9 protein-coding genes are annotated in these 13,197 nt (G+C 71.8%); 3 read left to right on the top strand and 6 right to left on the bottom strand.

The features are described from left to right. Positions 1-22: 22 nt before the first annotated feature. The 3 genes from VMS22_04690 to VMS22_04680 form a co-directional block, all read right to left on the bottom strand. Positions 23-2,422 (bottom strand): hypothetical protein, encoded by a 2,400-nt coding sequence (locus tag VMS22_04690; protein ID HXJ33317.1) that lies wholly within the window; start codon positions 2,420-2,422, stop codon positions 23-25. A gap of 119 nt (positions 2,423-2,541) precedes the next feature. Continuing rightward, positions 2,542-3,516 (bottom strand): NADPH:quinone oxidoreductase family protein, encoded by a 975-nt coding sequence (locus VMS22_04685; GenBank protein ID HXJ33316.1) that lies wholly within the window; start codon positions 3,514-3,516, stop codon positions 2,542-2,544. Positions 3,517-3,525: 9 nt separating this feature from the next. After that, positions 3,526-4,236, bottom strand: coding sequence for an iron-containing redox enzyme family protein (locus VMS22_04680; protein HXJ33315.1), 711 nt, complete (start codon positions 4,234-4,236; stop codon positions 3,526-3,528). 188 nt (positions 4,237-4,424) lie between these two features. Between VMS22_04680 and VMS22_04675 the strand changes: the two genes are divergently transcribed. The 3 genes from VMS22_04675 to VMS22_04665 all read left to right on the top strand — a co-directional run bounded on the left by VMS22_04675 (position 4,425) and on the right by VMS22_04665 (position 7,971). Continuing rightward, complete coding sequence (locus tag VMS22_04675) at positions 4,425-5,396, top strand: hypothetical protein (GenBank protein ID HXJ33314.1); 972 nt, start codon at positions 4,425-4,427, stop codon at positions 5,394-5,396. Then, positions 5,396-6,640, top strand: coding sequence for a thrombospondin type 3 repeat-containing protein (locus VMS22_04670; GenBank protein HXJ33313.1), 1,245 nt, complete (start codon positions 5,396-5,398; stop codon positions 6,638-6,640). The genes VMS22_04675 and VMS22_04670 overlap by 1 nt, the downstream gene beginning before the upstream one ends. Before the next feature lie 443 nt (positions 6,641-7,083). Beyond that, a complete protein-coding gene (locus VMS22_04665; GenBank protein HXJ33312.1) occupies positions 7,084-7,971 on the top strand; it encodes a hypothetical protein in 888 nt (295 codons plus the stop codon). Here VMS22_04665 and VMS22_04660 read toward each other — a convergent pair. From VMS22_04660 to VMS22_04650, 3 genes are read right to left on the bottom strand one after another with little or no spacing between them, the layout of a single operon-like run. Then, positions 7,968-8,855, bottom strand: a complete 888-nt coding sequence (locus VMS22_04660; protein ID HXJ33311.1) for a hypothetical protein — start codon at positions 8,853-8,855, stop codon at positions 7,968-7,970. The genes VMS22_04665 and VMS22_04660 overlap by 4 nt on opposite strands. 5 nt (positions 8,856-8,860) lie before the next feature. Continuing rightward, a complete protein-coding gene (locus tag VMS22_04655) occupies positions 8,861-9,883 on the bottom strand; it encodes a DUF2889 domain-containing protein (GenBank protein ID HXJ33310.1) in 1,023 nt (340 codons plus the stop codon). Between the two features lie 42 nt (positions 9,884-9,925). Next, on the bottom strand, positions 9,926-13,009 hold the full coding sequence (locus VMS22_04650) for an error-prone DNA polymerase (GenBank protein HXJ33309.1): 3,084 nt from the start codon (positions 13,007-13,009) through the stop codon (positions 9,926-9,928). Between the last annotated feature and the right edge of the window lie 188 nt (positions 13,010-13,197).

The raw sequence follows: 13,197 nt of genomic DNA, 5'->3' as shown, positions 1-13,197 counted from the left end.
CGGCGCCGCACGCGGCGCCGGGTCAGCCGGCGATGAGACCCGCGAGCTCGGACTGGGCCTCGGCGGCCAGCGTGGCGAGCGTCGCGCCGAGCTCCGGGTTCACCTTGCCGGAGTCGAGCCCCCTGGCGAGCTTGGTCGCGAACTGCTTCAGCTGCTTGGTCGCCTTCTTCAGCCGCCGGGTCTTCACCGGATCGGCGACGAGGTTGCCCGCCCGCGTGACGAGCGCTGCGAGCTTGCGCGCGAGCTTCTTGCCGCCGAGGTCCGTCTCCGACGCGGTGCCGACCGACTGGCTCATCGTGTCGACGCGGCAGCGGACGGCGTCGATACCGATGGCGGTGTCGAAGCAGGTGAGCGGCGGCTCGGTCGTCGACGTCGTCGGCGGCACCGCCGTCGAGCTGGTGGTCGTGCTGGCGACGCTCGTCGACGACGTGGTCGGTGGCGCGGTCGACGTGCTGGTCGAGGTGCTCGTCGACGTGGAGGTGGAAGTCGACGTCGACGACGATGTGCTCGTCGTAGACCCCGCGGTGCTCGTGGTCGTCGAGGTGGTCGTGGGGGACGTCGACGTCGAGGTGGACGTGCTCGACGACGTCGAGGTCGACGAGGACGAGGTGGTGACCGGGACCGTCGACGTCGTCGTCGAGGTCGTGGCACCGACGATCGTGGTCGACGAGGTCGAGGTGGTGGTGCTCGTGGACGTCGAGGACGAAGTGGTCGTCGACGTCGACGAAGAGGTCGACGAGCTCGAAGTGGACGTCGACGAGGAGGTCGACGTCGAGGTGCTGGACGACGTCGAGGTGGACGAAGTCGATGTCGATGTCGACGAGGTGGTGGACGTCGTCGTCGATGTGGTGGCGCCGGGCAGCGAGGTCGACGTGGTCGAGCTGCTGCTGGTCGAAGTCGACGAGCTCGAAGACGTCGACGAGGACGACGACGTCGAGCTGCTCGTCGTGGTGGAAGAGGTCGTCGACGTGCTCGTGGTCGTGGTCGTCGTCGTGGTCGTGCAATTGACGCCGCAGCACGGCAACGTGAGGTTCTGCGTCGGGGTCGCGGCCGGTGTCACGACCGCGCCGCCCAGGACGTTCGGGGCGGTGGTGCGCCACTCGAACAGGTTCGCCGCGGTCGCCGTCAGGTGGCCCGCCACGGTGAGCCCGGTGCTGGCGCTGAAGAAGATCGTTCCCGCCGGATCGCCGCCCGGGCCGGTGGCGATCACGTCACCGGCGGGCGTCACGTTGATCTGGCAGGCGTCGATCTCGATCGATCCCCCGAGGGCGTCGGGATGATTCGTGGGATCGATGGGGGCCGTCGTTCGCGCGCGGGCCGCCACCGTGACGAGCCCGCCGGCGAAGACCGTCAAGTCGCCCCCGAAGTTGTCGGCGGTGAGATCGATCTCGGCGTTGAGATTGACGTTGGCGTTGGCGTCGAAATCGATGCCGTCGCTCGATCCGAACCCGACGCTCTGCGCGAAGATGGGACCGTTCTGCGTGATGTCGGTCAGGGCGTCGACGCTGTACGTTCCGCCGTCGCCGTCCGGGGACGCGCCGTTCACCTCGATCCGGCCGGCGGTGGTGACGCTCGCCCCATTGCTGGAGATCGAGATGTCGCCGCCGGCGCCGCCGTCCATGTCGTCGCCGGAGCCGTTGGCGAGGATGTCCCCGTTCATGGTGACGACCCCGCCGGCGATCACGGTGAGGAAGCCGCCGTCGCCGACGCCCGAGGCCTGCATGTCGACCACGCCGTCGACGGTCGTCGTGACGTCGGTTCCCGCCGTGATGTCGACGCTGCAGCTGCTGCAATCGCCGCCCTTGGCGACGAGCTGGGTGTTGACGTGGACGGAGCCGAGGGTCGCCTCGATCTCGATCGCGCCGCCGCCGCCCTGCGCGTTGCCGAGCGATCGGATACCCTCGCTCGGGTCGCCGGTGACGGTCACGTTGCCGGTCGCCGACGTCATGGTGATGGACCCGCCGAAGCCCAGCAGGTTCGTCGCGTTGGCGATGAGCGTCCCGTCGATCGACAGATTCCCCTGCGAGGTCAGCACGATCGCGCCGCCGCCGAAGTTCCCGCTGACGTCGATGCGCGACTTGCTGGTGCCCTGGCTCTGGATGTCGATGGTGGTGTCGGACGCCAGGGCGACGGTGACGGTGCCGTCGTTGCCGGGGGCGACGATCCGGGCGCCGGGCTGGAAGGTCACGGCTGCCGCATGGATCTGGAACGTGCCCATGCCGCTCACGGTGATCGTCCGGCTGTTGTTGATCTGGAAGGGGCGGTTCCCGAGGTCGTAGACGCCCACCGGGATGGTCACGCTGCTCGCGATGACGCAGGAGTTGTCGGCTGGCGCCGGCACCTGGCACGGGAGCTGGGCCGCAGCCGGGGCTGCGGCGGCGGTGACGACCAGGGTGGCGAGGAGAATCAGGCGGGAGAACATGCGGTTCTGGTGGCGTTCGGCGAGGAAACGATCGCGGCAGCTTCCCGCAGCGCCGACACTTCTGTCAATAAGACTTTGGGGTGGCGGCCGTGCAGCTATGCGCGATGCGAGGGTCGGATCTACGGCACGATGACGATCTTGCCGTAGGTCTGTCTTGATCCGAGGGCCTCCAGCGCGTCGGCGACGTGCTCGAGGCGAAATCGCTTCCAGATCACGGGGCGAATCGCGCCGGCCTCGAACATCCGGAACAGGGCTTCGAACACCTGCGGAACCCGCTCCGGCTCGTTCAAGGCGTAGGCGCCCCAGTGCAGGCCGATGACGGCGATGTTCTTGAGCAGGATCCGGTTCGCCTTGATCTCGGGGATCCGGCCGCCCGCGAACCCGATCACCAGCAGCCGGCCGCTCCAGGCGATGCACTTGAGCGAATGGTCGAGGACGTCGCCGCCGACCGAATCGTAGATGACGTCGGCGCCGCGGCCGTCGGTCGCGGCCTTCACCCGCTCCGGCCAGTCGGGGGCACGGTAGTCGATGCACACGTCGGCGCCCGCTTCGCGTGCGATCGCGAGCTTCGCCTCGCCACCGGCGGTCGCGAGCACGCGCGCGCCGAGCGCCTTGCCGATCTGCACCGCGGCCAGCCCCACGCCGCCCGCCGCCGCGTGCACCAGGAGCCGCTCGCCGGCGCGGAGCTGCGCCCGCAGCACGAGCGCGGCCCACGAGGTGGGGTACACGATCGGGAACGCGGCGCCCTCCTCGAACGACATGTCGTCGGGCATGCGCCACGCCGAGCGCGCGGCGACGACGGCGCGTTCGGCGAACGCCCCGAGCGAAACCGACGCGAGGACGCGATCGCCGATGCGGAAGCCGTCGGCCTGCGAGCCGACGGCGCTGACGACGCCCGCCAGCTCGGCGCCGGGCACGAACGGCAGGGGCGGCTTCACCTGGTAGCGACCCTGCGCCATCAGGATGTCGAAGAAGTTGCAGCCGGCCGCCTTCACGTCGACCGCGAGGCCGCCCGCGAACAGCTCGGGCTCGGGCGCCTCCGCCACACGGAGGTCGCGCGGCTCCATCAGCCGATCGACGACGATCGCGCGCATCGGGTCGCGCTAGGAGAGGTACGCGTCGAAGCCGCGCTGCATGCCGGCGGTCGCGAGCACGGTCCACTGGAACGCGTGGCGCACGAGCGCCTGCTGCTCGCGGGTCTGGACGAACGGTGCGAGGGCGCGCTCGGCGTTGTCGCCGTGCTCCTCCTCGGCTTCGACGTGGATGCGGTAGAACTCGAGTGCGTCGTCGGAGATGTCGTAGTGCACGAGCGCCTTCAGGATCACCTCGGCGCCGTTCGGGCGTCCCGGGACCTGCAGCTCGAGCCCGAGACCGAACGAGCCGAGTCCCTCCGCGAACGAAGACCGGCAGAAGTGGCCGAGGACGGTCGCGCCGCCGATCGTCGACGGCAGCGGCAGGTGGTCGCGCGCGTCGTTCTCACTGATGCCGAGACCGCGCAGGAACTTCACGTACAGGTCGCGGTGGTCGGCCTCCTTCAGATATCCGAGCTCGCCGGCGAGGTTCTGCGCCACCAGGCGCGCGCTGTCCCGCTCGATGACGGTCGGCGCGTGCGCGAGCCACGCGGTCAGCGCCGGAATGCCGGCACCGACGAAGTGGTACATGTCCTTCGCCCACAGATGGAGTTGCGCGCGCGTGAGCTTGCCGCCCATGAGCGCCATGAAGAAGCGGCCGGCGCCGGGCTGGTTCTGCTTGAACGCGATGCACTCGTCGAGGAACTCGCGCGGCGACAGCGCGCGCTCGGTCATGAAGGTCATGGAGTGGTTCTAGCCCTCTCGCGTCCGGCTCCTCAAGGGCTCGCGCGATCGCCCAGGCGAGGGCCATGCGCACCTTGCGCGGCTGCGCGAGTCCTGCAACCAGATCGTCGATGATCGGGCCCGCACCCGCGATTCATGCGGCGATCCCGGCCGCCCCGCGGCATGCGGGTTGCTCTAGTACAGGCGCGATGCGCGCGTCCCTTCGTGCCGCCGCCGCGCTTCTCGTGGCGGCCGCCGTACCGCTCGTGGTGTCGACCGCGAGCGCCCAGGACCTCTACTATCTGCGGACCGGGACGCTGCTCTCACCCGAGGCGCCGCCGCCGGGTGCGGCCACGGCGCTGCTCTCGACCAAGATCCCCGCCGGCGAGAACGCGCTGCTCGCCACCTTCACCTCGGCGATGTTCGCCGCCGACGTCGTGCTGAGCGACGCGCGCGCGGTGGTCTTCCTCGGCACCGGCCGTCCGGGCATGGACGGCTGCGCGCGCGTCACCGCGACGCTCGGACGCCTCGCGGGCGCCGCTCAGGCGACGGTCGCGAGCGGGACCATCGTCACCACCATTCGTCCGCGCCGTCGCGTGATCGACGCGATCGTCGTGCCCCTCGCGGTGAGCGACGCCACCCTCGCGGCGCCGGGCGATCGCGTCGTACTCCAGGTGCGCGTCACCAACGAGTGCGGGGGCGAGCGCAACGTCTCGGTCATGTACGACTCGGTCGGGCGCCCGAGTCGCGTCGAGCTGCTGGTCAACGGGGCCACCACGACCACGACGACCACCACGACCCTCGACGCGACGACCTCGACCACGACGACGCTGCCGCCCAGCTGCCTCGTGACCGCGACCGAGCTCGGCGCCGTGCGCTGCCGTCTGGAAGCGATGGACGGCATCCTGCGCGGCACGTCGCCGGCCGATCTCGGCGGCGCGCGGTTCCGCGATCGCCTCGAGCGGCGGGTGGAGCGGGCGCTCGCGCTCGCGCGCGCGGCCGAGCTGCTCGCGCCGACCAAGCGGCGCCTCAAGCGGGCCCGCAAACAGCTCGCGCGCTTCGCCCAGCTGGTCGACAAGGGACGCGGCGACGGCCGCGTCGCGACCGAGGTCGGAGGAACCTTGTCGTCGCTCGCGCAGGGCGCGACCAGCGGCCTCGACGCGCTCCTCGCGAGCCAGTGATGGCGTCCGGTCGCACGATCCGAGTCGTCGCGACCGCGCTCGTGCTCACCCTCGGCGCGGCGGCGCACGCCGCGGACGACCTGTCGCTCTACCTCGTCCGCGGGCCGGCGCTGGAGCCGGGCGCGCCCACCGCCTCGCAGCCGCAGGAGGACAGCCAGACGGCCTCCGAGGGCGAGACGGTCACGTTCGGCCCGTTCGACGCGGAGCCCGCCGCCGAGCCGGGACGAGTGAACAAGGGGCCGATCTCGTTCGCGCTCTTCCTCGCGACGGGCGCCTCGGGCATGCCCGGCTGCGCGGAAGTCGTCGTGCGGCTCTCGAAGGTGCCGGCGACGGGGATGCCCGTGACGCTCGCCACCGCCGACTTCGTGACTTCGCTCGTCCCGAAGAACCAGCTCGTCGATCCGATCGCCGGCCTCGTCCCCGTGAACCTCGACGTCGCGGCGCGGAAGCTCGGGATCGGGGATCACCTCGCCTTCAGCGTCGCGGTGACGAACCACTGCACCGACGGCGGGCACAGCGTGCGCCTCCTCTACGACGGCGCCACGCGCCCGAGCCGGATCGCGTTCACGGACGACTGCATCGGCGTCGACAACCCCGATCAGAGCGACATCGACGACGACGGAATGGGCGATGCCTGCGACGTCTGCCCCGAGATCGCGGACGGCGGGCAGGTGGATTCCGACGGCGACGGCATCGGCGACGCGTGCGACGACTGCCCGACCGTCGCCAACGCCGATCAGGACGACGCCGACGGCGACGGGATCGGCACGGCCTGCGACGCCTGCCCGACCGACAGCGGCGAGTCCGGCGAGGCCGGCGGCTGCCCCTGCGCGTCGGCGGATTGCGACGACGACGACCCGTGCACCGTCGACGCCTGCACCGAAGGCCTCGGCTGCACGCACGAGAAGGACGGCGGGCTCGACCTGGTCGAATGCCGACTCCTGTTCCTCCGCGACCTCCTGGTCGCGGCGCCCGACGTCGACGGCAAGGTGAAGCAGCCCGGATCGCCGGCGAGAAAGGCCCTCAAGCTGGCCGGCCGCGCGCTCCTGCGCGCCGTCCGAGCGAATCGCCATCGCGCCACCGCGTATGCCCGGCGTCTCCAAGACCTGGAGCGCCGGCTCCAGCTCTTCGTGCAGCGGATCGAGGAGGCGACGCGAGCCGGTCGCGTGCCGCGCACGCTCCACGACCGGCTGCTGATCCTGGCCGGCGAGGCGATCGACGCGACCCGCGACGCCGGACCCTGAGGGGAAGCGGTCGCTACAAACGCTGCGGCCACCGACCCTTGGGGGCCGGTGGCCGCATGAGGACGAAGGCACACGGGACGGCTGCCACGCTCGAACCCGTCAAAGTGACTCCGAAGAGGACCGCCGATCCCTCCGAGGTCCAAGAAGCGTGCCGCGCGCGCGAATCCGAGCGGGGGGCCCGCAGGAGCGACGCCAGGATGGCGGCGCCTGGTCGGTCGCCGTGTCGAGCGCGCTTGTCTCGCGACGAAAATGTGCAGACCGGCCCTGTTCGGCGGCAAGCTTTCGACGTTTCGACGGGTCCGGCGGCCTGCGGTGTGAGAGGGGTGTCACGCCCGCGTCGCTGTGGACGACCCCCGGTTCGCTTGTTACAGGGGTGACCTTCCGGGGATGGCGTTGTTCATGGCGTCGGCCGCAATTCCGCGGCCCCGATGAGGAGGAGCTTCATGCGGAAGGTTTCGATCCTGGCCCTCGCCGCGCTCGCGAGCGCGTGCGCCAACGCAACCGTCAACAAGCAAGGCGTCCGCGCAACCGGCGAAGCGCCGGAGTCGACGCGGGTCGACGTGGTGCGCATCCCCTACGATCCCTCGCAGCCCTACTACGTGGTGACGGTCGAGCCGTTCACGTTCGATGCCGACGGCACACCGGCTGGGGACGTGCCCCAGGCGCCCGGCCGGCGGTACGGCTGGGGACCCTGGGGCTGGGGCCTTCTCCCGGAGGGCCCGAGGGCGCAGGCCTACAACCCGCCGCCGCAGGGCGCGAGCGCGCAGATGGGAACGGCGATCGCGAACCAGCTCGTCACCGCGCTCGGCAACGTCGGCAACATCCACATCGTCGACTACGACTACTACTACGATCGCCGCAACAAGCCGTCCTCGATGCTGAAGCGCGGTGAGGTCGGACCCTTCGTCATTCGCGGATCGGTCACGGAGTTCAACGAGATCGCCGAAGCGACGGGCTCGAGCACGGGTGGCTCGGCCGGCGCGATCGGCGCGGCGCTTGGCATCGCCGGCGCGATCGCGGGCAACACCCCCGCCGCCGCCACCGGCGCCGCGCTTGCGGTGGCGAACCCCACCTACGACAACACGGTTGCACGCCGCACCGGGTCGGTCGCGATGGATCTGAAGTTGGTCCAGCCGGGCAGCGGCCGCATCGCGGCGACGGTGGTCGCGAACGGCAGCTTCACCAGCGAGTCCGCGGCGAGCGGCTTCTCGGTGTTCGGCATCGGGAAGGCGAGCAACGCCTTCGCCGCAAGCGCGCTCGGTCAAGCGAACCGGGCCGCGATGAACTCGGCCACCACGCAGATCGCGGAGCGCCTGCGGAGTCTGCGCTAGGGCAACGGTCGACAGGTGACCCGGAAGAGCGCGCTTCGGTCGCCTTCGCCGCCGAGGAGATAGCCCGTGCCGTCGGCCGTGTAGCCGACAGCCTCGCCGAGGCCGGGGCCGACGGTCGGGACTTTGATCGGGCGCGTGGCGAGCACGTCGGCCAGCCGCGACGCGCCCGGACGGCGGAACTCCCACACGAAGCGATAGGTGCGCAGGAGCACGCGGTCGCCGTCAGGGTGGACGCTGGCCGCCGTCGTGAGCGCGTCGAGCTCGGGCGGCGCGTCGACGGCCTCGAGCCGGACGGCGGTCCCGAACGCGCGCGGGCGGAGGCCCTCCACGCGGTAGAGGTCGCCGAGCGAGAAGAGGGTCTTCGTCACCACGTACACCTCGGCGCTGCGCGGATCGACGAGCAGCGCCTCCACGTCGTGCGTGTCGTCCGCGTACGCGAACGGCAGCGACGTTGCGGTGAGCGGGCGACCGCGCAGCTCGTCGGGCTCCTCGACCCGCAAGATCTGCACGCGCTTGCGGCCGTGCAGGTTGTCGCCCGTGTCGGCGAGGTAGATGCAGGAGCGAGGTGAGGCCGCGGCGCACGGACCCGTGGCGATGTCCTCGGGATCGACGGCGCTCGCGCCGCGCAGCGGGAAGGACGCGACGAGCGTCCCGTTCTCGCGGATGGCGTACAGCGCGAGCTCGTGTCCCGAATCGTTGTGCGCCCAGTAGACGCCGGCGTGTCGCCGGCTCGCCGCAAGCCCCGAGAGCTCCGGCAGGACGGCGGGGAGACGCCCCATCTCCTGCGGATGCTCGTCGTACGCGTCGCACGCGCCAGCCGCGGCCGCGGACGGCAGCGCGAGCAGCACGAGACACGCGGCGACGCTCCCGGTCCATCGGCGCACGCGCGTCAGCGTCCACCCTTGCCGGCGCCGTGACGCCCGCGGATCGCTTCCAGCGCGCCACCGCGCCGCCACATGTAGCAGGAGTCCGGGAGCGCCGTGAGCCCCGGATGACGCGGCGTCGTGCGGACCTTGTCGTGCCAGGCGTCGGGGTGCGCGGCCCGACACTGGACGAGCGCTGGCGGCAGCATCGCGAACGCATCTCGCCACGGCGCCGCATCGGCACCGTCGCCGAGGCGCGAGGCGAGCTCGCTCATCGCGCCACGCGCGAGCCCCATGCCGACGAGCGATGCCAGGAGCGCGGTGCGGTCGGTCCAGGCCTCGCCCGCGAAGCGATCGGCCGTGCGGCGTCGCTCGGCGCCGCGCGCGCCGACCAGCGTGCCCGGCCAGAGATCGGCCGTCACGGCGGCCGCGAGCTCGTGGTGGAGCGCGAAGCGCTCGGGTGCGAGGACCTGCGGCCCGCGATCGTTCCAGTGGAGATCGCCCAGGCGCACCGCGACGTCGACGCGCCCACCCTCCCGCTCGTGGCCGTCGAAGACGAGGTCGCGACGAAAGAGCGGACCCGGCGGAGCGGCCGCGGCGTTGCTGCGGGCGGCGAGACCGGCGCGTAGCGCGGCGTCCATGAAGAGCGCGAGCGTGACCAGGTGCGAGCATCCGAGCGGACCGCCGATGCGGTCGCGCACCGCCTGCGAGAGGCCGCGGCCGAGCGACGTCGTGGTCCCGAGCGCGGCCAAGCGATCGATCGGGTCCCGGCAGCTTTCGCCGGCGGTCTCGGGCGAAGCCTCGAACGCGACGGTGGGCTGCATCGGCGTCCAGCGCTCGATCGTGCCGGTGGCCGGCTCGACCACCCAGGCGAGCTCCATGTGGTGGATGATGCCCATCCCTTGCATGCTGCCCCCGACCGGGAGGAAGCCGCGCGTGCGGAGGTCCAGCAGCGAACCCTGCGCCTCGAGCTTTCCGTCGTTCCGGCGGCGCACGAGGGCGCTCTGGGCGCGCGTGTGGACCGGCTCGCCGTCGAGATCGAGACGCATCGTCTCTCTCGTCTAAGCTGCGGCGGCCGTGCTCGGCAACCGTCAGCGGTAGTCGTGTCCTTCGGGGAGCTCCGGGACCGCGTCGAGCCGCCGCAGCGACGCGACGCGCACGTGCGTCACGCCGTCGCGATGCTCGAGCTGGCCCGCCACCTCCACGAGCGGGGAAGTGTTGAGCAGCACGCGCCAGCGCTCGTAGGTGGGCGGCGTGAGAAAGGCGTTCGCCGTGCCCGTCTCGTCCTCGAGCGTGAGGAAGCACATCCCCTTCGCCGTGCCGGGTCGCTGGCGGACGATCACGTGACCGGCGACGCGCACCCGCGCGCCGTCGCGGACGCGCGCGAGGTCGCACGTCGCGACCACGCCTTCGGCGCGCAGCCGATCGCGGAGGTACGCCATGACGTGCGGGCCCGTCGTGAGGCCCGTCGTCGCGTAGTCGGCGGCCGTCTCCTCGAAGGGGGACATGGGCGGAAGCGGAGACCCGGAGCGTTCCGGTCGCGTGCGGGCGAGGAGCGAGGTCGGATCGCGCTCGACCGCCGACGCCTGCCAGAGGGCTTCGCGCCGGGAGAGGCCGAAGGGCGCGAGCGCGCCCGCGTGCGCGAGCGCATCCAGCTCGTCGCGTTCGAGGAGCGCGCGCCGGGCGAGGTCGCCCACCGACGTGCAGGGCCGCGCCGCGACGATCCGCTCGGCGGCGGCGGCGCGGAGGCCCTTCACGTAGCGCAGGCCGAGCCGCACGGCGCCGGACTCGATCGTGCACCGCCACGCCGAGCGCTCGGCGTCGATCGGCAGGAAGCGCACGCCGTGCCGCTCGCCGTCCTTCACGAGCGTCGCCGGGTGGTAGAAGCCCATCGGCCACGCGTTGAGCAGCGCGCAGTAGAACGCGGCCGGGTGGTGCGCCTTCAGGTACGCCGACGCGTAGGCGAGCAGCGCGAAGCTCGCCGCGTGCGATTCGGGGAAGCCGTAGAGCGCGAACGACGTGATGCCGCGCACGATGTCGTCCTGCGTCGTGCCGGCGATGCCGTGTGCGGTCATGCCGGCGCGCAGGCGCGCCTCGATCGCCTGCATGCGCGCTTCCGAGCGCTTGAAGCCCATCGCGCGACGGAGCTCCTCGGCCTCGCCGCCCGTGAAGCCGGCGACGGCCATCGCCATGCGCAGGAGCTGCTCCTGGAAGAGCGGCACGCCGAGCGTGCGCGCGAGAATGGGCTCGAGCGCGGGATGCGCGTACGTCACGGCCTCGCGCCCCGCACGCCGGCGCAGATAGGGATGCACCATCTGTCCCACGATGGGGCCGGGACGGATGATCGCGACCTCGACGACGAGGTCGTAGAAGTGATCGGGCTTCATGCGCGGCAGGGTCGCCATCTGTGCGCGGCTCTCGACCTGGAAGACGCCGATCGTGTCGGCGCGCTGGAGCATGGCATAGACCTTCGGATCGTCGGGGGGCAGGTGCGCGAGGTCGACCTCCACGCCCTCGTGCTCGCGCACGAGCGGGATCGCCTCCTCGAGCGCCGCCATCATGCCGAGGCCGAGGAGGTCGACCTTGATGAGCCCGAGGTCGGCGCAGTCGTCCTTGTCCCACTGGATCACGTGCCGGCCGGCCATCGCGGCCGGCTCGAGCGGCACGACGTCGTCGAGCCTGCCGGCGGCGATCACCATGCCGCCGGTGTGCTGGCCGAGGTGACGCGGCAGACTCTGGATCTGCCGGACGAGCTCGACCAGGAGCGCGATGCGCGGCGCCGCGGGATCGACGCCGCCGTTGCGGAGCTGGGCCGCCAGCTCGTCGTGCTGGTCGTGCCAGCCGTGCGCGCGCAGGAGCTTGGCCAGCCGATCGACCTGATCGAGCCCCAGGCCGAGCGCCTTGCCCACCTCGCGCACGGCGCTGCGCGTGCGATAGCTGACGACGGTCGCCGTCATGGCGGCGCCGCGCTCGCCGTAGCGGCGGTAGACGTACTGGATCACCTCTTCCCGGCGATCGCCGGAGGGCAGATCGAGGTCGATGTCCGGCCATTCGCCGCGCTCCTCGGAGAGGAAGCGCTCGAAGAGCAGGTCCATCGCCACGGCGTCGACGGCGGTGATGCCGAGCGCGTAGCAGACGGCGCTGTTCGCCGCCGATCCGCGCCCCTGACACAGGATGCCGCGCTCGCGGCAGAAGCGGACGATGTCCCAGACGATGAGGAAGTAGCCGGCGAGGTCGAGCTTGGCGACGACGGCGAGCTCGTGCTCGAGCTGGCGGCGGATGCGCGGCGTGACGGGCCGCCAGCGCTCACGCGCGCCCGCGAACGTGAGCTCGCGCAGGAAGCCCTGCGGCGTCTCGCCGGGCGGCAGCGGATAGTCGGGGAAGCGATAGGGCAGGTCGGCGAGCGTGAAGGCGCAGCGCTCGGCGATGCGGCGGCTCTCGCGGATCCACGCCGGCGTGTCGCGGAAGAGCGCCGCCATCTCGGCGGCGGACTTCAGGTGTCGTTCGGCGTTCGCGAGCAGCCGGCGCCCGGCCGCGTCCACCGTCGTGCCGAGGCGGATGCAGATGAGGACGTCGAGGAGCGGGCGATCCCGTGGCGTCGCGTGCCGCACGTCGTTGGTCGCCACGACGGGAACGCGGTGTGTCTCGGCCAGGTCCGCCAGCCGGCGTGCGAAGCGAGCGCCTGCGCGGTCACGATGATGGTGCACGTCGACGGCGAGGCGGTCGGGGAAGATGCCGGCGAGACGATGCAAGTTCGCCGGCGCCGTCGCCGGATCGGCGAGCACGCCGTCCTCGCCGCCCGCGAGACAGGCGAGCCCGGCCGCGTGCTCCTCGACCTGCGTCCAGTCGACCCGCGCGTCGCCCTTGGGACGGCCGAGCGCGCCCGCGGTGAGCAGGCGGCAGAGGTTGCGATAGCCCACGGCGCTCTCGACCAGGAGATGCAGCACGCCGGCGCCGGCGACCGGCACGTCGGCGCCAACGATCGCGCGTACACCGGCGCGCCTGGCCGCCTGGAAGAAGCGCGGCGCCCCGTAGACGCCCCCGCAGTCGGCGAGCGCGATCGCGTCGTAGCCGAGCGCGGCCGCGCGAAGGGCGAGATCCTCGGGCAGCGACGCACCCGCCAGGAAGCTGAACGCGCTCCGGCAGCGCAGCTCGACGTAGTCAGAGCCGGGCATGGCCGGGCCACGGCGCGAGCGGATCTCCTGCTACTTCGCGATCGGGCGACGCGCTTGGCGGTACACGCGCAGGACTTGGAATGTGTCCGTAGTGCGCCGGTAGTAGATCCGCAACGGATGGACGGGCCAGCTCCTGATGACTTGCTCCGACCGAAGCCGTTGCTCCGGTCCGTCGAACTCTCCGCGCG

It is taken from the genome of Candidatus Eisenbacteria bacterium, from assembly GCA_035577985.1.
Lineage (GTDB): Bacteria > Desulfobacterota > Binatia > DP-6 > DP-6 > DATJZY01.
This window is presented reverse-complemented; position numbering and strand designations above follow the sequence as displayed.